This window comes from Streptomyces sp. NBC_00631, from assembly GCF_045206895.1.
Classification (GTDB): Bacteria; Actinomycetota; Actinomycetes; order Streptomycetales; family Streptomycetaceae; genus Streptomyces.
Genome location: NZ_CP107734.1, coordinates 254,235 through 273,501, shown reverse-complemented (window position 1 = coordinate 273,501; position 19,267 = coordinate 254,235). Strand labels below are relative to the sequence as shown.

18 protein-coding genes and 2 pseudogenes are annotated in these 19,267 nt (G+C 68.4%); 9 read left to right on the top strand and 11 right to left on the bottom strand.

Annotated features, from left to right (window positions below):
• Positions 1–30 precede the first annotated feature (30 nt).
• The 3 genes from OHB00_RS01465 to OHB00_RS01455 all read left to right on the top strand — a co-directional run bounded on the left by OHB00_RS01465 (position 31) and on the right by OHB00_RS01455 (position 2,897).
• Positions 31–765, top strand: a complete 735-nt coding sequence (locus tag OHB00_RS01465) for an acyl-CoA dehydrogenase family protein (protein WP_406430407.1) — start codon at positions 31–33, stop codon at positions 763–765.
• Between the two features lie 45 nt (positions 766–810).
• The gene (locus OHB00_RS01460; protein ID WP_406430405.1) at positions 811–2,289 is read left to right on the top strand and encodes an AMP-binding protein; all 1,479 of its coding nucleotides are present in this window, start codon (positions 811–813) and stop codon (positions 2,287–2,289) included.
• Between the two features lie 410 nt (positions 2,290–2,699).
• A complete protein-coding gene (locus tag OHB00_RS01455) occupies positions 2,700–2,897 on the top strand; it encodes a hypothetical protein (protein WP_406446356.1) in 198 nt (65 codons plus the stop codon).
• A gap of 347 nt (positions 2,898–3,244) precedes the next feature.
• Here the strand turns inward: OHB00_RS01455 and OHB00_RS01450 are convergent, their stop codons facing one another.
• Together OHB00_RS01450 and OHB00_RS01445 are read right to left on the bottom strand one after the other, a co-directional pair.
• Entirely contained in the window at positions 3,245–3,796 is a 552-nt protein-coding gene (locus tag OHB00_RS01450) for a hypothetical protein (RefSeq protein ID WP_406430403.1), read from the bottom strand.
• 301 nt (positions 3,797–4,097) lie between these two features.
• Positions 4,098–4,814, bottom strand: coding sequence for a class I SAM-dependent methyltransferase (locus OHB00_RS01445; protein ID WP_406430401.1), 717 nt, complete (start codon positions 4,812–4,814; stop codon positions 4,098–4,100).
• Positions 4,815–4,994: 180 nt separating this feature from the next.
• On the opposite strand from OHB00_RS01445, the gene OHB00_RS01440 reads away from it, so the two are divergent.
• Together OHB00_RS01440 and OHB00_RS01435 are read left to right on the top strand one after the other, a co-directional pair.
• Positions 4,995–5,192 (top strand): toxin-antitoxin system HicB family antitoxin, encoded by a 198-nt coding sequence (locus OHB00_RS01440; RefSeq protein ID WP_406430399.1) that lies wholly within the window; start codon positions 4,995–4,997, stop codon positions 5,190–5,192.
• Positions 5,189–5,485 (top strand): hypothetical protein, encoded by a 297-nt coding sequence (locus OHB00_RS01435; RefSeq protein WP_406430397.1) that lies wholly within the window; start codon positions 5,189–5,191, stop codon positions 5,483–5,485. Before OHB00_RS01440 ends, OHB00_RS01435 begins: the two co-directional genes overlap by 4 nt.
• A 139-nt stretch (positions 5,486–5,624) precedes the next feature.
• Here the strand turns inward: OHB00_RS01435 and OHB00_RS01430 are convergent, their stop codons facing one another.
• Entirely contained in the window at positions 5,625–6,707 is a 1,083-nt protein-coding gene (locus tag OHB00_RS01430; RefSeq protein ID WP_406430395.1) for a hypothetical protein, read from the bottom strand.
• Between the two features lie 24 nt (positions 6,708–6,731).
• Between OHB00_RS01430 and OHB00_RS01425 the strand changes: the two genes are divergently transcribed.
• On the top strand, positions 6,732–7,301 hold the full coding sequence (locus OHB00_RS01425) for a hypothetical protein (protein ID WP_406430393.1): 570 nt from the start codon (positions 6,732–6,734) through the stop codon (positions 7,299–7,301).
• A 100-nt stretch (positions 7,302–7,401) separates the two neighbouring features.
• Here OHB00_RS01425 and OHB00_RS01420 read toward each other — a convergent pair whose 3' ends face one another.
• Complete coding sequence (locus OHB00_RS01420) at positions 7,402–8,094, bottom strand: TetR/AcrR family transcriptional regulator (RefSeq protein ID WP_406430391.1); 693 nt, start codon at positions 8,092–8,094, stop codon at positions 7,402–7,404.
• A 53-nt stretch (positions 8,095–8,147) separates the two neighbouring features.
• Between OHB00_RS01420 and OHB00_RS01415 the strand changes: the two genes are divergently transcribed.
• Positions 8,148–9,266: an FAD-dependent oxidoreductase gene (locus OHB00_RS01415; protein WP_406430389.1), complete on the top strand. Its 1,119-nt coding sequence runs from the start codon at positions 8,148–8,150 to the stop codon at positions 9,264–9,266.
• Between the two features lie 123 nt (positions 9,267–9,389).
• Here OHB00_RS01415 and OHB00_RS01410 read toward each other — a convergent pair whose 3' ends face one another.
• The 4 genes and pseudogenes from OHB00_RS01410 to OHB00_RS01395 all read right to left on the bottom strand — a co-directional run.
• On the bottom strand, positions 9,390–9,989 hold the full coding sequence (locus OHB00_RS01410) for a DUF6262 family protein (RefSeq protein WP_406430387.1): 600 nt from the start codon (positions 9,987–9,989) through the stop codon (positions 9,390–9,392).
• Positions 9,986–10,753, bottom strand: coding sequence for a tyrosine-type recombinase/integrase (locus OHB00_RS01405; RefSeq protein WP_406445564.1), 768 nt, complete (start codon positions 10,751–10,753; stop codon positions 9,986–9,988). Before OHB00_RS01405 ends, OHB00_RS01410 begins: the two co-directional genes overlap by 4 nt.
• A gap of 79 nt (positions 10,754–10,832) precedes the next feature.
• On the bottom strand, positions 10,833–11,414 hold the full coding sequence (locus OHB00_RS01400; protein ID WP_406430385.1) for a shikimate kinase: 582 nt from the start codon (positions 11,412–11,414) through the stop codon (positions 10,833–10,835).
• A pseudogene (locus tag OHB00_RS01395) lies at positions 11,411–12,514 on the bottom strand (IS256 family transposase); the annotation flags it as partial. The gene OHB00_RS01400 and the pseudogene OHB00_RS01395, both read right to left, overlap by 4 nt.
• 499 nt (positions 12,515–13,013) lie before the next feature.
• Here OHB00_RS01395 and OHB00_RS01390 point away from each other — a divergent pair.
• Positions 13,014–13,592 (top strand): Ku protein, encoded by a 579-nt coding sequence (locus OHB00_RS01390; protein ID WP_406445562.1) that lies wholly within the window; start codon positions 13,014–13,016, stop codon positions 13,590–13,592.
• Positions 13,593–14,219: 627 nt separating this feature from the next.
• On the opposite strand, the gene OHB00_RS01385 is transcribed toward OHB00_RS01390, so the two are convergent.
• Both OHB00_RS01385 and OHB00_RS01380 read right to left on the bottom strand, forming a co-directional pair.
• Entirely contained in the window at positions 14,220–15,176 is a 957-nt protein-coding gene (locus OHB00_RS01385) for an ankyrin repeat domain-containing protein (RefSeq protein ID WP_406430383.1), read from the bottom strand.
• Between the two features lie 426 nt (positions 15,177–15,602).
• Positions 15,603–17,651, bottom strand: coding sequence for a HelD family protein (locus tag OHB00_RS01380; RefSeq protein ID WP_406445560.1), 2,049 nt, complete (start codon positions 17,649–17,651; stop codon positions 15,603–15,605).
• Between the two features lie 467 nt (positions 17,652–18,118).
• Between OHB00_RS01380 and OHB00_RS01375 the strand changes: the two genes are divergently transcribed.
• The gene (locus OHB00_RS01375; RefSeq protein WP_406430381.1) at positions 18,119–18,328 is read left to right on the top strand and encodes a helix-turn-helix domain-containing protein; all 210 of its coding nucleotides are present in this window, start codon (positions 18,119–18,121) and stop codon (positions 18,326–18,328) included.
• Between the two features lie 218 nt (positions 18,329–18,546).
• On the opposite strand, the pseudogene OHB00_RS01370 reads toward OHB00_RS01375, so the two are convergent.
• Positions 18,547–19,016 (bottom strand): annotated as a pseudogene (locus tag OHB00_RS01370) (NAD-dependent DNA ligase LigA); the annotation flags it as partial.
• Positions 19,017–19,267 lie beyond the last annotated feature (251 nt).

Here is a 19,267-nt window from a genome sequence, read left to right as displayed (position 1 = left end):
ACATCCGCAAGAGCTCCTGCCACGTGGAACGTGACGGCGCCCAAGGAAGCACCGGTCATCTCCTACGGCGAGCATGCCGACATCATCCTTGCCACCGCCCGTCGCGCGTCGGACAGCCCGCCGAGCGACCAGGTGGTCGTGACGTGTCATCGTGACGGCCTCAAGCTCGAACGGACCGGTCCCTGGGACACCCTGGGTTTCCGGGGGACATGCAGCAAGGGCTACCGTCTGCACGCGGAAGGCGACGGGGAGGCTGTCCTCAGCGCTCCGTACGCACAGATCAGTGGACAGACGATGCTGCCGGTCTCGCACATCCTGTGGGCGTCGGCCTGGCTCGGGCTGGCGGAGGCAGCGATGGATCGGTCACGGCGGTTCGTCCAGGCGGCCGCAAGGAGCAAGCCAGCCGGTGCCGTCCCCTCCAGCGCGACGCGGCTGGCTGCGGTGCTACCCCGGCTGCACCAGCTCAGGGCACTGGTCCAGGGGGCCCTGGTCCGCTGGGACGCTCTGCGGCAGCAAGGGAAATCCGTTCTGTTCCAGCCTGCCTCGGTGGTCGAGTTCAACAACCTCAAAGTTTCGGCCTCGACCCTGCTCGTCGAGATCGTCAGCGAGGCGATGACCATCTGCGGGATAGCTGGATACCGCTCGGAAGGCCCCTACAGCATCGCGCGCCTGCTCCGCGATGCCTACGGCGCCAGCCTCATGGTCAACAACGACCGAATCAGCCAGAACTCCGCCGGGCTCCTGCTCGTGGAGAAGTCGGTTTAGGTGGTCGCCCGAGCGAAGCCGAGCCCGTGGGAGGACTCGATACAGATGCGACTCGAAGACTGGTTCGACAGTGCGGCGCACACACACCGCAACGCGCCGGCCCTGATCGAGGGCGACCGGTCGTGGACCTTCGGAGAGGTCGACGCGCTCGCCACGAACTGGGCCGTCCGAGTGGACCGGGCGACGGACTCAGGCATGGGCCCGGTTGCGGTGCTGGCCGGGCGGAGCGCGGTCGGGTACATCGGCGCCTTGGCGGCACTGCGGACCGGGGCGGCCTTGGTCCCCCTCAATCCGTCTTTCCCCGCCATCCGCAACGCGGCCGTGCTGGCCGCCACCGGCACGGCGGCAGCCATCGTGGACGCCGAAACCGCACCGGACCTGGTCGAGGAGATACGGAGACTCCACGACGTGACAGTGGTCCGGGCCGACGCCGAAGAGCAGCGCTGCGCCCCTCCCGCTGGCCCGTCACGCGGCGGCGCTCGGCCGAGCGACACGGCGTACGTCCTTTTCACCTCCGGTTCGACCGGGAAGCCCAAGGGCGTCCCGGTCTCCCACGCCAACGTCTCAGCGTTCCTCTCGGCCGCAACCCGCCGCTACCCTCTTACCTCGCGCGACCGCCTGGTGCAGGCCTACGACATGACTTTCGACTTGGGTCTGGCGTCGCTCTTCCTGGCCTGGTCGCAGGGGTGCCCAATCGTCCCTGCGTCCCTGTTCGCGCTGGCCAACCCGGCAAAGTTTGTGACCAGGCACGACATCACGGTGTGGGCCTCGGTCCCGTCGGTGATCGAACTCGCTGGCGCGGCTGGCCATCTGACCCCTGGCTGTCTACCAACTCTGCGCCTGAGCATGTTCTGCGGCGAGGCGCTGACCACCGATGCGGCCTTGAAATGGGCCATGGCAGCGCCGTGTTCGAGGATCGAGAACACCTACGGCCCGACGGAACTCACGATGTTCTGCACGGCCCACACCTGGCGCCCCGAGGACGCTGACGCATACGGCCCGACTGTTCCGATAGGTGTGCCGTTCGACGGAATTGAGACCCGCGTCGTCGACACCACCGGCCACTCGACGGAGACCGGCGAACTGCTGCTGCGGGGTGCCCAGATGTTCGATGGCTATCTCGATTCGAGCAACGACGCACGAGTGTTCACATCGGACGAGGAGGCCGGGCGCTGGTACCGGACGGGAGACCTCGTCACGAACGGCCCCTTCGGCCTCACTCACCTCGGCCGAATCGACGACCAACTGCAGGTCGGCGGCTACCGCGTGGAGCCGGCTGAGGTCGAACGGATCATCCGCACGACGCTCGGAGTTGACCTAGCGGTGGTCGTGAAGCACGGCAAGGCTCTCGTGGCGTTCGTCACACCCAAGCCAGCCGACGAGCGGCCCTTGATCAGCCTGACTGCGGCACTGCCGCCGTACATGTGCCCCAAACGGATCGTTGTCGTCGATGACGTACGGCGCAACGGCAACGGCAAGATCGACCGCGGGCATTATCGGCTGCGGGCCGCGGCCCTGGCATGAGCAGAAGCGACGGAGTCTCCGCGGGCGCACGGAGCCACCCCTGCGCCGAGCTACGTCCGTGGCTCTGTCGGAGCTGGAGTCGGATCCGCCGCAGGCGACCAGGGCGAACGCCAGCACGGCGACGGGAGCGGTGAGCAAGGCACGAGGGGGCAGAGTACGCATCAGGGTGTCTCCAAACACTGTGAATCATGTGCGAGTTCGGAGAACTGTGGGACCGGATCTCCGGGGGACGACAACGACCCTAGAAGCCCGCTGTTGAGAGGCAGACCAGCAAACTGAGAAGGCAGACCAGCAGAACGCCAATCTTTGGCCACAGGGTGCTGTCTCACCGAGGCGGACAACCGCTCCACCGCCCACCGCGGCGGCAGTTCAGGGTTTCCGCTGGAATAGCGCAGGGTTGGAGCACCGACATGTCCCCAGTCGAGTTCCAGGCATACGAGGTCGCGGTCATCCGGGAGAAGCTGACCGAGATCCGCCGCTTCATCACCGGCGTCGTCGCCCCGCACGCGGTCCTGCAACCCGAGGGCCGCTGGATCAAGCACCTGAACACCCAGCTTGGCTCAGTGGAGTCCACGCTCGACGTGATCGCCGACTACATAGACGCCTGACCGGCGGGGTCGGCCGCTCGCGGCCGGCCCTGCCCCGTCTTGAGGGGAGGGAAACCCGTTGCCGCGGTGGCGTTGCTACCCCTGCGACACCTGGGAACGACGAATGGGCCCTAATCGAGCTTTTGTTGCCGACAGCGGTCTGCGAAACGAAGGCGGGCGGCCGTCCGGGGAAGCACCCTCGCCGGGAGGTCGTCTTTTCCGAAGGCGCGAGTGCCCGTATTGACGCTGACCACGAGAGATGCATCGCGTAGGCGTCCGCAACGGCTCCTGGGTCCCCAGGGGGAAAGGTAGCTCTGTCCGTGGCGGCGGGTACGCGTAGAGAGAGTGAGACGCTCTGGGGGGTGTGCTCAGGCCCATGGCCCGCGTCGCCGCAGCAAGAGTCTTCGCCATCCGCGGTGCCGCCTGCGTTCTTCCCTCCACAGGGTGAAGGCGATGGCTTCCCAGTCGGGCGGGAGGTTGGCCGGGCGGTGCGCGTCGTCTTGTCCGTCGGGGGCTTCCCTCTGGTACCAGTCCAGCCAGGCGATTCTTTCGGAGCGGGCGGGCAGCCGGTCGCCGCGGGCGGCGGCAGCCAGGCAGTCGGCCGCGTCGGCGAGGTAGGCGGACCATGCCGTTGCGCGGGGGACGGAGCGGGCGCGGGTGAGGTCGTGGCGAATGCGGGTGCGTAGTTTCCTGCGGTAGAGGAGCAGGGCTTCGTGTTCAAGAGGGACCAGGGCGCCGTTGCGGGAGTCGGCCGCCTGGCTGGCGCCGGTGTTGATAACGGCGTGCAACTGTTCACGCAGCGCGAGGATGCGGGTGTGGTCGTCGTCCTGACGCTGGTGGCGACGTATGAGGGCTTGCTGGGACCAGTGTCCGAGGTAGCCGAGGGCGGCGGTGAACAGGGGGAGCAGCCAGGTGGTCATGGCCGGTAATTGTGGCGGGTTGGGGCCGGGACCGGGTGTGGGGAGAAGTAGCCGTGGTGGTCCTGATTTCCAACCACCGAGCCGAGCGGATGGGCTCTGGCCTGGGACAATGCGTCACATAGATGTTCGCGAGGTGGTGGGATCCAGGCCCAGGGCGGTCTCGATCGTGTCCGGGTGGAAGCTCAGGGCCGCACTGAACGCCTAGCTGGCGGGGTTTAGGCCGAAGTGGGCGGCCAGGGCCTCTTCGACGTCCTCGTCGCACTCGTCGAGGAACTGCTCGATCTCGCGCGCCCCACCCGGATCAGCAGAACGGTCGGAACTCCTTGAAGTCCGGCACCGGGCGCGGATCGGGCAGCCGGTAGGCGCCGGTCCGCGGCCGACTGCTGGCCGGGTCGGCGGTTCCGTCGGCCAGAGCGCCCGGTATCGGTCGCCACCCCAGATTGGTCTCGAAGTACGTCACGGCAGCGCTGACCGATGGCCACCAGACATCGTCGAGCAGCACAACGCCGCCAGGTCGGACGATCTCGCCCAGGAAGTGGAGGTCGACGAAGACGTTGTGGAAGTGGTGGCTGCCGTCGACGAACGCCGCGTCCGCGGCGAAACCCACGTCGGCCAACCGGGCAAGGAACCGCTGCGATGGTTCGGTCACCAGCTCGGCGATGTCGTCCAGGCCGGCGCTGCACAACAGCTCCCACCCGACACCGTCGTACGCCGTGAACTGGAATGGGTCGATCACCACATGCCGCGGGTTCCGTGAACCGGTGCGCAGCAGCGCCTCGCAGATCGCCAGCGCCGAGCTGGCATAGGCGAGTCCGATCTCAACGACCGTGCCGACGCGCTCGTGCACCAGGAGGTCACGTACGTGATCACCGTCGCGCTCCGGCAGCGTGACGGTGGCGAAGTCTGGACCGTCCTCGGGACTCCGCGGCGGCCCGTGAACGGCGAGCGCTCGGCGTACGGCGGCCACTCGATCCGGCCACTCGTCTACGGCTCCGTCCACTTGCACGATCGAGTTCACCAGGACGCTCCTTCTGGCTGAGGACGGGATGTGGCCAACTGTGACACTCAGAGCGGTCAACCGAAGCGGGCGGTCACCCCCTTTCCCTCGCGATGCCACGCTGACGCAGTCCGCGCCCTCGTCTGCACCACAACACGCCACCGGCTATCGCCACCATAAATCGGTGGCTATTCTGCAACCATGTCTGTCACCACCATGACCCTGCGCATCCCCGAGGAACTTGCGCCCTCGATCAAGGCGGCTGCCTTGGAGGCCGGCATGAGCGTGAACGCGTACGTGGTGCGCGCCGCCCGCCGCGCAGCCACCCTCGATGCCGCGCGCCAGCTGACCGCGCTCGGTCTCGGCGACGACCTGGCGGGCGAGGGCGACACTCTGTGAACCGTGGTGAGATCTGGGCACTCCCCGACGGCCGCAACGTCCTGATCATCAGCCTGACCGGCCTGGAAGAGACGTACGGCGCCGTCCTCGTGATCGTGCTGCACGAAAGCGGGCGGTTCCCGGACACGGCCATGTCGGTGGTGATCAGGGATCCGCTCCCGTGCACAGCGGTCGCCGTGAACATCGTGCAGCTCAGGGTCAACCGATTCGAGGGCGCAAAACTCTTCGGGACCATCGACGCTGCGGCCATGGCCCGGGTGGACCAGGCCCTGCGAGCCGTCCAGGACCTCTAGCCCGGCCACGACCTACCGGGGGGACCAGGTGCAGCAGACCCGGGAAGGCGCGATCCGCAGTCGTTCGTCAAGGCCTAGTCGCCTCCGAGCCTCATCCCGCCGTCACCGGGATGAGGCTCGGGGCGTTTTCACAAGCCGGTTACTGGGAGATGCCGAGGCGGTGGCGCCGGGCGATGACCAGGGCACGCCATCGCTCACGGGTGACGGTTGCGCTGTCGAGCCAGTGTGGCGCGGTGTGGTCGGCAGGGAGCGGGAGGCCGGCCATGAAGTGGGCGATGTCGACGAAGTAGGCGTGATCTTCGGCGGACGTCTGTTCTCGTAGCCGGGTGAGGGTCGCGTTGAGTGCGATGCGGTCGTCGAGGACGGCCTGATGGAAGGCCCCGGCCAGCTCGATCGCAGGTGCCAGCGAGACGAGGCCCGCGATATCGAGTTCGGTGCGCAGCGTGGCGATCTGGTCGTCGACACTGTCGCTGCCGGCATCGCGGATGAGTTCGGCCCGGCGGACGTTGATGGTGGTGGCGCGCAGATTGAGGCCAACCAAGAGCTGGTGGGCGAGGTCGATTTCCGCAGTGGCCTGGTCGGGGGCGTAGAGCGCGATGGCGAATGCGCGCAGGGCCTGGCTGTGGGCGGCCTCGCCGGCCTTGCCATGCTGTTCGGCTTCGGTGCGTCCGGCGAGGTAGGCCGCGGCGGCCCGCTCGGGTTGGCCTTGGAGCCAGTACAGGTCGCCCATCACGCGTTGGTGGCGGCCTTCCCAGCCAAGGTTCTGGGCGGCTGCGAGGGCGGTGGGGAAGTCGCCGGCCAGGCGTGCGGCGTGGACCAGGCCGCGGCGGGCGGCCGGGACGAGGCGGCCGCCCTGGTCGGCGACCTGTTGGTCGTCGCGGCGGGATGGGGCGGCCTGGCCGGTGTCGCGCAGGGACTTGGCCCGGTAGTAGAGGGCCATCTCCTGTAGGTCGGCGGGCAGCAGTTCGGCGGCGAGGACTGCGGTGAGCCGGCTGACGGTGCGAGCCCGGTGTTCGTGCTGGCGGCGTGCGAGCGCGCTGAGGAGTTCGACCAGGGCGTCGGCAGCGGTGTCGAGGCCTACTGCGGTGTCGGTGTCGGGTGGGGCGAGGGGCTCCCACACGGAGTCGCTGACATAGGTCCAGGCGGCTTCGGTGAGCCAGTCGAGGTCCAGGCGGTGGTCGCGGGCCAGGCGCAGGCCCTGGCGCAGGCAGGCAATCAGCAACAGCCGGCCGGGGCCGGAGGGATTGTGGTGCTGTTCGCCCAGGGCGGTGAAGGCGCGCTGGGCGGCCTGCTGCCAATCTGTTTCGGTCCAGCGGTCGTCGGTGGTGTCGTCGGCGTTGCGTACGGCGGAGCGGATCAGGCCGTGCAGGTGGAAGGGCCACAGGCCGAAGGGGTCTTCGCGGATGAAGGGGCGCTCGGTCAGCCGCAGGGCGGATCCTTCGTGGGTGAGGTCGGCGGCGCGGGTGGCGAGGGGGACATCGAAGGCGTCCAGCAGGCTGATCGAGCGCAGGACGTGGCGTTCGTCGGGGGTGAGGTCGGTCAGGGTGCGGGCGACCAGGGCGGGGAAGTCGTGGTCGAAGTCGCTGGGCTGCGGGCTGCTGCCGGTGCGGCGCAGTTCCAGGAAGCGGGCGACGGACAGATCGAGATAGAGGGGCAGGCCGTGCGAGCGGGCGGTGATGACCTGCCGAATGGGCTCGCTGATCAGCGGTTGTCCGTTGCGGGTGAGGCGGCGGGCGAGGTAGCCGTCGCAGTCCTCGGGGGAGAAGTCCCCTTTACCGAGTCTCGATGTGTGCGGGCGGACTCTGAACTGAGGTGATGCGTCGCGTAGATGTCCGTGACGGTTTTGAGCCGCCCGTCAACTGAAAGCAGCGGCTTTGCGCGTTGCCGGGTCGCTCACCACCGGTCAGGGCTGAGCGTCACGCCGACGGCAGGGTGAGTTTGGCGGCCACGGCGTCGAGGACCCAGTCCAGGCCGGTTGTGAAGGATGTCTCGGCGTCCACGTCCGTGCCGTCGTGCACGGCCTTGGCCAGCGCCGGGAAGCGGCCCGTGGCCAACATGCTCGTCACACGCGGGCCGTGGGCGCGCTGCCAGTCGTGCTTGGACAGGCCCGTGGCGCGCTCGGCCCGCAGGTTCGCGATCTCGCGCCTGATCGCGCCAATGAAGTAGGCGCTGACAGTCTCCACGGCGCGCATCACGGTGTCGACATGGGCGAGGCCGTCGAGGGCGGCCAGCGTGGCCTCGGTCACGGCGAGGCCGTTCGGGCCCAGGGCCGGGCGGCCGCCGAGCAGGTCGGCCAGCCATTCGTGACGGAGAGCGGCCTGCCTGGTGCGGTGGGCGAGGGCGCGCAGCGCCTCCCGCCAGTCACCGGGCTGCGCCTCGGGGAGAATCTCGGCCTGGACCTTGTCCACCATGAGGTCGAACAGCTCCTCCTTGGTGGAGATGTATCCGTACAGCCGCATCGGCCCGGCGTTCAGCCGGGCGGCCACCTTGCGCACCGATACCGCCTCCAGCCCGCCCTCGTCGGCCAGCGCGATGGCGGCGGTGACGATCCGCTCCCGGTCGAGCGGCACGGGGCGAGGCGGCGGCTCCGGTCGGTCCCACACAGTCATGGTGACATCGTAGTGTTGCGATACATCGTCATGGAACAATACAGTGTATCGGTATGAGACATCGCATCGCAGTGGTCGGGGGCGGTCCCGGCGGCCTTACCTTCGCCCGTGTTCTGCACCGCCACGGCTACCCCGTCGCTGTCCTCGAACGCGATCCCACCCCTGACGCCCGCCCTCCGGGCGGCATGCTGGACCTGCACGAGGGGCTGGGCCAGCTAGCGCTGGACAAGGCGGGGCTGCTGGCGGAGTTCCAGGCGCTGTCCCGTCCCGAGGGACAGGCCATGCGCATCCTGGACACGGACGGGACCGTCCTGCGCGACTGGCAACCCCACCCGGATGACCGGGCCAATCCCGAGATCGACCGCGGGCAACTCCGGGACCTGCTGCTCGGCCCTCTCGACGTCCAGTGGGGGCGGAGCGTGACGCAGGTGGTGCCGGGGGCCCGGGATGGCGTACTGGTCCATTTCGCGGACGGGCGGCAGGAGACGTTCGACCTCGTGATCGGCGCGGACGGCGCCTGGTCCCGGATCCGCCCGGCAGTCTCGTCGGTGACGCCGCAGTACACCGGCGTCACCTATGTCGAGACCTCCCTCGACGATGTCGACACCCGCCACCTTGACCTCGCCCGGTTGATCGGCGACGGTTCCGTGGCTGTGTACGGCGTGAACCGCTCCCTCGTCGCCCAGCGCAACAGCGGCGGCCACGTCAAGGTGTACGCCAAGTTCCGCGCGCCGCTGGACTGGCACACGAACCTGGACCTGGCCGACGTCGAGGCCGTGCGATCGAGCCTGCTGGCTCTGTTCGACGGCTGGGCCGCTCCCGTCCTCGACCTCCTCGGCCACGGCACCGCCTTCGTCCATCGCCCCCTCTACGTCCTGCCCGTGTCCCACACCTGGACCCACGTCCCTGGGGTGACGCTACTGGGCGACGCCGCCCATCTGATGCCCCCGCTGGGGGCGGGCGCGAACCTCGCGATGCTGGAAGGCGCCGAACTCGCCGAGTCGCTCGCCACTGGCTCTGGAGACCTGGACGAGACCGTCCGCGCCTTCGAGGAACAGATGTGGGCACGGGCCGGCAAGTGGGCGAAGATCACGACGGCCGGTCTGGAACGCCTCGTGAGCCCGGACCCCGCCGAAGCCCTCGCCGTCTTCGACCAAGTCCAGCCATCCTGAGCACCAGCACTATCACCTCGCCACAGCTTCACGGGACAGTACGGCACCGCTGCGGTCCCTTCCGGCAAAACCACCGCCAGCCGAAGCCCACGGACGTCTGCACTGAACGCAGCCCTCAGCCCGCTACCGCGAAAATCCAGTCCGATCCTCCTCGCCGGCCTGTTCGAGAAGTTGGGCTTCGAGGTCGGCGATGCGCTTCTCGACGAAGCGCAGGTTGGAGCGGGCGCCTTCGAGTCGCTCCTGGAGTGAGCGGTGCTCTCGCGTCATCTGGTCCAGACGGCGCTTGAGGGAGGTGTTCTCGGTGCGGAGGGCCGGGGCGGAGTCCGCGGGGGCACTCTGTTCAACGTCTCGGAGCTGGCCCATCAGTTCGCCGATCCGCTTGCGCTGGGTGAAGACGGTCTCCTGGGTGCGGGTGAGTGCCTCCTCGGCGTTGAGTGCGCGCTCGCGCCAGGATGCTTCGATGCGCTCGTGTTCCTGCTGGGCTCCTTGATCACGCCGTTGCCGGGCGTCGGCGACGGCTGCTTGGACCAGGGCTCGTGCGTACGTGTTCTCGTAGCAGAAGGTGGCGGACACTCCCGCTCGCTCGGCGATGGCTCGGACGTTGAGCCGTCTGCGTTCGCGGCGAAGCTGAGTGATGGCCTTCTCGAGCTGGGTCAGTTTGTTGCGGGTCTGGCGGCGGCGAGCGGCGATCGCGGCCGCTGGGGGGTTGGCAGCGGATGTCATGCAGCGTCACCGTCTTCGATCTCCGCTGGCTCGGTGAGGTCTGCGGCTCGGAAGGCGGTGGACCAGACGCGGCCGAAGTAGTCCTGGGGGCGGCGGAGGTCGAGCGCGAGGGCCTCGTCCAAAAGGCCGACGGCTTCCAGTGCCCGTTCCAGGCCGGTGATCGCGCGGGCGGTGGGCTCGAAGACCTGGTGGAGGTAGTCGGCGGTCGCACTGTCGGGCGCGCGTTCGGCGAGCATGCGCCATTGCTCATGCTTGCGGTGCCAATAGACGAGGTCGGCGCCCGACATCACGAAGTTCTCGCAGCTGTGGCAGTTGAGATCGAAGGGGCAGGCCGCGCCGTCGACGACGTGCTGGAAGGTGCAGAAGCCTCCGTCGGCCGGGGTGGACCGGCGCGTCAGGTCGATGGCGAGGGCTTCGGCCTCTTCCTTGGACATGGACTCGCTGCCGGACAGGATCAGTCCGGGCTCGTCCGATCCGGGGCCGGTGACCCAGATGGTCTGCAGGGCTTGTTCGAGGCGGGGATCGGTGTTGGCGAGGTGGACGTAGTGCTCGGCCATCCGCTCGGAGACCTGCCCGAGGTAGCGCTTTACGTGGATGAGGTCGGCGCCGTTGCGCAAGAGGTTCGTTGCCAGCGTGTGTCGGCTTTGGTGGGGGACGCAGTGGGCGATGTCGAGCGTGTCGACCCAGTCGCGGAACAGCTTGTGGAACCACCCGTAGCTGGCGCCCTTGAGTAGGTTGCGGTTGCTGTACTGCCGGGGGAACAGAGCGATCCGCAGGCGTTCACGCCGTGTTGGGGGGAGCCATTGTCAATACCTGTGGATCCGAGGTGTTCGTCCTCGTCGATCAGCTTCTTCCGAGCAGCCGTGCTGTGATCTGAGCGGGTGTCTCGTCACGGGTGTAGATCGTCCGCGTCGCGACCTGTTCGGTGCCGGGATCATCGAGCCAGTGGGCAAGGTAGTCGTGCCCGTCGATGATCCAGGATCGGCCCTTGCTCGCCGTGCAGCGTCGCCGTAGGACGGTCAGTGAGACGTCGCGGTTGGGGGAGGGCAGGAGTCGGACCACGTCTCGGCAACGGCTCAGTGCGGTACGGACCGTGACCAGGTTCTGGTGGTCGGTGTAGCTGGTGTGGCCTGCGCCCAGTGCCATGACGGCGTCGGGATGATCGGCGACGGCGCGGGCCACGGCGTGTGCCCGGGCTGGTTCCCACTCCGCTTCGGCTGCAAGGCGTCCGACCGCGGTGATGCGCTCGCGGAGTTTGTCGATGCTCCATCCCGCCTCCGCGTAGTACCCGTCCGCGGCAGCGTCCAGATCGACGAACGGTCTCTGCGTCCTTGCCGCGATCTCTCGGCCGAGGGTGGTCTTTCCGGTGCCGGCCGGACCGACGAGGACCATCCAGGGTGCTTCGATGGGCGTCGGTCGGCTCACGCGGCAGTCACCTCTTCGCGTTCGACGAGGTGACCGTTCTTGAAGCGGGCGCCGTTGCGGACGAGGGCGACGAGGTGGGCGCCGGTGATCGTGCGCCAGCGGGCCTGGGCGGACTCGACTAGCTTGAACACCATCGCCAGGGCCGCGGTCGGGCTCCCGGCCCCGCGGGTGACCTTGGTCCTCAGCTTCACGGTGCTGGAGGTGCTCTCGATGGGATTTGCCGTGCGCAGGTGCACCCAGTGCTCGGCGGGGAAGTCGTAGAACGCGAGGAGCTCGTCGGCCTCGGCGGTGACCTTCTTGGCCGCTTTCGGCCACTTCGCTCCGTAGGCGTGCTCGAAGTCCTTGATCGCCTTCTCGGCGTGGTCGCGGTCCTCGGCGTTGTAGATGTCCTGCAGGGCCTTCTTCGCGCCGGGCTGAGCCGACTTCGGTAGCGCGTTCATGACATTGCGGACCTTGTGAACCCAGCACCTTTGGTGTCTGGCCTGTGGAAACACCTCTGCGAGGGCCCTCCACAGGCCCATCGCGCCGTTACCGACCACGAGTTCGGGGGCACGCATGCCGCGTCGTCGGCAGTCACGCAGCAGATCCGCCCACGACTCGGTCGATTCACGCAGCCCCTCGGCCAGCGCGATGAGTTCCTTGCGGCCGTCGGGGCGCACGCCCATGAGAACCAGGACGCAGGAGTGAGCCTGGCCGAGGCGGACCTTGGAATGGACGCCGTCGGCCCACACGTAGACGTAGTCGGAATCCGACAGGCCGCGGGCCTGGAAGGCGGTGTGGTCGTCGGTCCACTGCTTCGTCAGCCGGGTCACCGTCGCCGGCGAGAGGCCGGCCCAGGAACCCAGGAACTGCTCCATCGCGGGCATGAAATCCCCGGAGGACAGTCCGTGGAGATAGAGCAGGGGCAGGACCTCGCTGATCTTCGGAGACTTGCGGCACCACGGCGCGAGGATCTTCGACGAGAACCGCTTGCGCTCACCGGTGGCCACGTCGACGCGCTTGTCGTTCACACGGGGCGCCTTCACCGCGACAGGCCCGGCGGCGGTGGTCACCATCCGTTCGCCGTGATGGCCGTTGCGGACCACCAGACGGCGGCCGGCAACGGACCGATTCGCCGCTATCTGCGACGACGCGGGATCCGACACGCATCCCGGAGAAGAGCGACACCAAGTCCGCCCGCCGACGCAGAGGTTCAGACGGCGGTCGACCGCCCGGCTTCGACAAGATCCGGTACACGGCCAGGAACACCGTCGAGCGGGCGATCAACAAGATTAAGCAGTTCCGAGGCGTTGCTACCCGCTACGACAAGCGCGGATACGTCTACCTCGGCACCGTCACCGCCGCTGCACTCCTCATCTGGCTCCGCTCGTGATCGAGGAGACAGGCCCTAGTCGGCCTGCCTCATCCGACCGTCGGCGTGGACCTGCAGGGCCTGCCCTTTTGATGCGCTGCGCAGGATCCACTGTGTGATCAGGCTACGTCCACGGATTTCGCGCGCCGATCGGTGGTCTCCTGGATCTGCGCTGTCAAGCACGAGCTCAACCAGAGGCGGGACCGGCGACCACTTACCACAGCTTTGAATAACCGGGATCGCCAGTACTGCGCCAGGTACTCCAGCGGTCCTCGCGGGTCGCGGTGACGAAGTTCGCGTGGAGCGGCCGGGAGCGGCTGGGGCTGCTGCGGGTCCGGGATGACGTGATCGTGCTGCATGCGATGCGGTGGCCCGACGAGGTCCACGACCCCTCGGAGTTGTACCCGCCGGCGACGGACGTGTCGGACACGGAGGTCGACGAGGCGGTGGAGCTGATCGAGCGGATGACCACCGACCGGCTGGAGGGCCCCGACTTCGCCGACCACTACACCGAGGCGCTGGAGAAGGTCATCGAGGCGAAGCGGGAGGACCGCGAGTTGCCGGAGGCGCCGGAGCCTGAGAAGCCGGCGGGCAACGTGCTCGACCTGATGGCGGCCTTGCAGGAGTCCGTGGACAAGGCGAAGGCCTCGCGCGGCGAGGACACGGACACCGACGCGCAGGTCCACGAGATGCCGGCGAAGAAGACCGCGGCCAAGGCCCCGGCGAAGAAGGCGGCCGCGAAGAAGAGCACGACGGCGAAGAAGGCGGCTGGGAAGAAGACGACGGGCAAGAAGGCGTCCGGCCGCAAGCCACGCCGCAGCGCGTAGGTGCGGCGTGGCGGTCAGGCGCGAGTGCTGACGTACCTTACGGCCCGACCCCACCGTTCCTGCACCAGTGCCATGCACCACTGGCACAGCGGGGAGCCGCCACTTCCGTATCTGTGCGTCCTGCGCTGGCATCCGGCGCACAGGCCGACCCGGTCGCCGGGGCAGACCAGCGCGGACGGGTCCGGCTCCGAGATCGGGGGCGGGGGAGTGGTCATGGTGGCGTTCCTGTTCTGGGTGACACTTTTCGGCCACCCAATCCACAGGATATCGGCCACTATGGCACGGATGTTCGGTCCGCGCCGGAGCGACTCTGCTCGGCGCGGCGAGATTGTCAGGGCGGAGTTCCGGCCGGGGCATCCGGGCGGGCGGGGTCGGCGGCGGGTGTACGGGCAACGGGTGCCGGCTGCAGTAGTCCGGCTCCTTCGGTACGCCGCGCACCCACGCTGGTGTGGCGGAGCGTTGTCACCCAATGGCAGGGGTAGTTCACCGGTGAAACGAATCCTCCGTATCACCGGAAGCCGGGCTGCACCATTCCACACCCGGCTCGCGAGACGCGGTGCTCGCTCAGGTGTGCCGTGCCGTCGCGTGGTTGAGGCGTGTCAGCACGGCGGCGATGGTCTGTGTGAGTCAGTGACTCCAGTAGTCGCGGCGGGGCAGTTCAACCCACATATCGGGAGGTCCGACCACGGCGCGCCGGTCGGCCAGGCGCAGTCCTGTAACGGCGCAGGAGTAGGCCACGGCGTTGTAGTGGTAGAGGTACGAAGTCAGTGCTTCCTCGGGGGTGTCGCTCTCGTAGGGTCCTCCGCCCGGGTGCAGGTCCCAGCCTTCGATGCTTCCATGACGGGCGATGCCGCCTTGGTTGCCGCTCTTGGGATTGGCGTACAGGCCGTAGCAGACCGTGCCGGCGGACAGCTGGGTCAGCACGCCGGGCATCTGCGGCGCATATCCCCAGGGCTGTGTCACCACGCAGCCGCCTGGCACGGACGTCACGCCGATGATCTGCGAGCTCTCGTCCATGTCGTACGCGTCCGGGTCCTCCAGCAGTTCATCGATGTCTTCGTCCGCCACCGGCGCCGCCTCCAGCCGGCGCACCGCCTCGGCCGCGTCGATGCCCGTCACACAGGCCAGCCCCGTACCGTCGTAGTGAAAGGTGCCCAGTGCCGTGCTGAGCCGTTTGGCCTCTTGTGCTGCCGCACGCTCCGTGCCGGTCAGGCGTACCCCCTCCGGTACCGGGAACAGATCCGGCGTCGGTCCAGCCAGGCTCAGCCGCCCCGGTGACCAGCCGCCGACCGACAGCCGCCAGGGATCAGCCCCGGCGGCGGCGAGCGCCCGTGCGTTGTCCGGCTTCCTGGACACAACGGCATCCCAGAGCGCCGTCACCCCGTTCTCCAGCGCGTCCACATCCGCAACTCGGCCGGCCAGCTCGGCGACAACCTCCGGGGACCCGAACACGGCCGCGCGATGCAGCGGCCGACCGCCGCTCCACTTTTCTGGATCGGCGCCTTCGTCGAGACGGCGGCGAATGTCGTCGACATCTGTCCAGTCCCAGCCCATCCCAGACCAGCCGCCACTCACTGCTGCCACCGTTCCCCCTTCAACATGTCGCATGCTCTCGCGCTACACGCTCGCACACGGGTCCGACACTGGAGGCCGGCCAGCACGCATCCGCCCGGAGAACCAAGCCGGGCAACTCCGAGGCCACCGGTGATCGGCATCTCGACACCATGGACGTTGGCCAGGGCGAGGATTCACCGCTGTGCTTTTGCCGCCTTCGATGGTCCGCCGGGTGGCCGCGCCTGCATCTTCGGCGGTCGATCGTCCACCAGATGGGTGCCGAAGGCGCGGTTGCGGAGCCGGTTCAGGCCGCCTCACGAGGATGCGGTGCACAGTGGCCGGCACGACCGAGACGCCGTGCAGGCGTTTCAGGTCGGAGGCGAGCCGGGCGGCCCCGTGCGGTGCCCTGCCATATCAACCCCCATCCAGGCGGCTCTGAGCGCCCGTCAGATGGAGCTATGAGGCGCGCTGTGACACGGGGTGGACGGCGATCGTGCACAGCCTCTTGGTGGCACGGGTGAGGGCGACATAGAGGTCTCGCTCACCGCTGGGACGGGCGGCTGCGATCTCCTCCGGGCCGACGACGACGATCGCGTCGAACTCCAGGCCCCGAGCCTCGGATGCCGGTACGAGGCGCGCCCACTGAGCGACGCCAGCAGATGCCATGTCCTTGATTCGGACATCCGCGCAGATCACGGTGAGCAGTTCGTCAGGGTGAGCTGCGGTCTGCGCCCGGAGTTCCTCGGTCACGGTGATGGTGAGAGTGTGCGGGTATGCGGTGAGGTGGCGTGGAGGGGCTCCGTGGCGGATCGAACGGCTTGGTGTCTGATCTGGGGCGATCCGCGCGAGCAGGTTGTGGGTGCTCGCCAGGATTTCGTGGGTCGTGCGGTAACTGACAGTGAGAGTGTGCAGGATGAACCGGGAGCCGAGATGCGGGCCCAGCGCCTGGAACCAGTCGCTTCCTGCCGTTGCCGGTCCCGCCTGGGCGAAGTCGCCGACCAGCGTCATCGATCTGGCCGGACAACGGCGCAGCACCATCCGCCACTGCAGGGCGGTCAGCTCCTGGGCCTCGTCGATGACGACGTGTCCGAAGGTACGCTCCGGCGGCCCGTCCACCAGGTCTGCCGCCTCGTCCAGCAGTGGAACATCGGCGTCGGTCCATGGATCGTCAGGAGAACGCAGCAGCCGGGAACGTTCGTCGTCGGTGAGCGACGACAGATGCGTGGTCATCGTGCGGACATCAGTCAGCAGGTCCCGGACGACCTCTTCGGGCATCAGTCGTGGCCACAGGGCCTCTACCGCGCGGTCAACGTGGGCGTCGCCCTGGAGACTTGCACGGAGGGCGTCCGCGTCGAACATCTCGGCCGGGTCCGCAGCCGACGCGTCGTCGACGTCGAAGCCGAGAGCACGCAGGTCGGCCACGGCCGCGGCATCGAGATCCAGGCCAGTGTTCTCGGCGGACTCGGCGTCGATGTGTTCGAGGACCTCGACAGTGCGACGCTCCAGCAAGCTTGTGACTGTACTGACCAGGCGGTCCTTGAACACCTCCCGCGCACGGTTGTGCGCCAGGCCGCTCGTTGCCGCGGCCTCCCGCGCCTCCGCGATGTCCTCCCTCTTCAGGTGGACCCATTCCCGCCCCACGCGCACCGCGAACCCCTGGTCCCATGGTGCCTGCCGGGAACGCACCAGGTTCGCCAGTGCCTCAGCCATCGTCAGGTCTCCCTTGAGCTGGGCCACGTCCGACGGCTCCCTGGTCTCGGGCGCCATCCCGGTCAGGTCCGCGCATGTGGCCAGGACCACGTCGTTCTCCCCGAGCGAGGGGAGCACATTGGAGATGTAGTCGAGAAACAGCACGTTCGGCCCCAGCACCAGGACGCCACGCTCGGCGGCCCGCGCGAAGGCGTACAGCACGTAAGCCGCTCGGTGCAGGGCGACGACGGTCTTTCCTGTTCCAGGTCCGCCCTGCACCACCGTGACCCCCTGGTGAGGGGAGCGGACGATCGCGTCCTGCTCTGCTTGCAGCGTCGCCACTGCCGCACGCATCCGCCCCGTGCGCTGTGCTTCCAGCGCCTCCGTCAGTGCACTGTCGCCGACGACGTCGCCAGCTGCGGGTGCGGAGCTGTCCAGTAGCTCGTCGTTCACCGCCTGGACCGCGCGGTGAACGAGGCGCAGGTGCCGGCGGCGGCGCAGTCCCATCGGGTGGACGGCCGTCGCCGAGTAGAAGGAGCGAGCCGCTTGCGCTCGCCAGTCGACGAGCAGGGGCAGGTCCCGGTCCTCCGCGTGCAAGCCGAGCCGTCCAATGTGCAGGACGGTTCCGTCCGCGCCGTCGATCCGGCCGAACACCAGCCCTTCCTCGGCGCCCTCCAGCCGGCGAAGCTGCCGCGACAGACGCTCTGCGGCCACATCACGCGCGTACACCTCGCCCGCGTTGTCGGCTGACGACCGGAGCACGTCCGCCAGCTCGGCCCGTACATCCGCCATCTGCTCATCGAGCAACCCGTACATGGCGGACACGTGCGCCTGTTCCACCTCGACCTGCCCTGCGGCACCCTCATTGAACTGCGACAACTGCGGCCTGCCTCTCGACTCGACCCTCCACTATGCAGTCAATTTGCCATGAAAGTAAGGCTTGACTTACTTGTCCCGAGTCAGCCGCCGGGCGGGTTTCGCCGCCATGCCCTGTGCCGGTGGTCACACCGGACCTCGTGCCCACTGAATGAGGGCTCCGGACACCTCGCGGTGTCACCGCGTGGGCGCGTGTCAGGTACGAGCGCCCTTGGCGCGTTCCCGTTCATCCGGGAGCCAGACCGTGGAAGAACCGACACCATCGGTCGCGCGCCGCCCTCCGCGAGGTGCCGGAGGGCGAGATACGCCGCGCGGCTGCCAGGACGGCGGCCACATGCGACGCCGCCGCCCGCCGATGAGCCGGCCGGCGCCGACCGTAGCCGTTCACGAGCCTGGAGGAGGCCGAAGTGCTGGGAATCCGCGTCCACATCAATGGGCCGACCCGACAGAAGACCGGCGTCGAGCTGAAGAAGGCGTACGACAAGGGGGCCTCGATCCGGACCCTCGCCCAGGGCTGCGGCCGGTCCTACGGCTTCGTCCACCGCCTGCTCACCGAGGCCGACACCACCTTGCGCTCGCGCGGCGGTCCGAACAGACCCAGCCGGACAGCTCGTTGACGCACAACACCACTGGCATACGCCCCCCGCGATGACGCAGGACGCGGGAGCGCTGCGCCGGTACGGCTCCGGTCCCCGGCTACGTGATGTCACCGTGGGCCGGATTGTGGTGGCGGGGGCGGGATTTGAACATCTGCGCCGTGCTGTGCCGGCATCTCAGTTGAGGTAGTCGGCGACCAGATCGGCGAACTCGTCGGGTCCTGCGAGTCGGATGCCGAGGGATTCGGCCTTGGCGCAGGCAGGCCTTCGATGGTGCCGATCGCGTGTGAGACGTCCTCGCCGGCCGCCCGGTCTCCGCGGGTGATCAACCGGGTGAGCCGGCCGCGCGTGTAGCGGGCGGCGATCGCGAGCCCGTCCGGTTTCGGCCCGGCGTGGACGTGTTGACCTCGTGCCCGATACGGCGGGCCAGGGACTCGGTCCGGGCGGTGAACTCCTCGGGCGAGAACACGTTGTCCAGGCTCAGCATCGCCACCGTGTGCGGGACATCGCCCTCGATCGCGCCGCCGGCCACCTTCCCGGTGGGGGAGTCGGGCAGCAGCTGATCGGGGTGTCCGTCCTCGCACGCGGCAATCTCACGCACCAGCCGGTCGTAGACGTCGTCGTCCAGCGGCGACGTTCCGCCCGCGTAGTACGCGGCCGCCGCACCGAGGGCGTCCTGGACGGCCTGTGCGTAGGCGGCGGCGTCCACGATCTGTGCTGCAGTGTTGTCGTGACCGGCATACTGCCGCCCACCGCCGACAACGGCGCGTTCCCGGACTTCCCGAACCGATCGGGGGAGCGCAGGTCTGGCGCCGTCCGCGGTGTTCAGTCCCGCTAGGGACCACTGGCTGGTTGCGTCCCCCAGGCAGCGGAAACTTGCCGCTCGGCATCGCTGCCGGTGAAGGCCGGGGGCTTGAGTGAGTGTCAGGTCCATCATGCCTGCTCGGACGTGGTTTGCGG

Bases quoted from the DNA above. Each gene is read 5' to 3' on its own strand.
- OHB00_RS01460 (WP_406430405.1), top strand. From the start codon at position 811: ATGCGACTCGAAGACTGGTTCGACAGTGCGGCGCACACACACCGCAAC.
- OHB00_RS01455 (WP_406446356.1), top strand. From the start codon at position 2,700: ATGTCCCCAGTCGAGTTCCAGGCATACGAGGTCGCGGTCATCCGGGAG.
- OHB00_RS01450 (WP_406430403.1), bottom strand. From the start codon at position 3,796: ATGACCACCTGGCTGCTCCCCCTGTTCACCGCCGCCCTCGGCTACCTC.
- OHB00_RS01440 (WP_406430399.1), top strand. From the start codon at position 4,995: ATGTCTGTCACCACCATGACCCTGCGCATCCCCGAGGAACTTGCGCCC.
- OHB00_RS01420 (WP_406430391.1), bottom strand. From the start codon at position 8,094: ATGACTGTGTGGGACCGACCGGAGCCGCCGCCTCGCCCCGTGCCGCTC.
- OHB00_RS01415 (WP_406430389.1), top strand. From the start codon at position 8,148: ATGAGACATCGCATCGCAGTGGTCGGGGGCGGTCCCGGCGGCCTTACC.
- OHB00_RS01410 (WP_406430387.1), bottom strand. From the start codon at position 9,989: ATGACATCCGCTGCCAACCCCCCAGCGGCCGCGATCGCCGCTCGCCGC.
- OHB00_RS01380 (WP_406445560.1), bottom strand. From the start codon at position 17,651: ATGTACGGGTTGCTCGATGAGCAGATGGCGGATGTACGGGCCGAGCTG.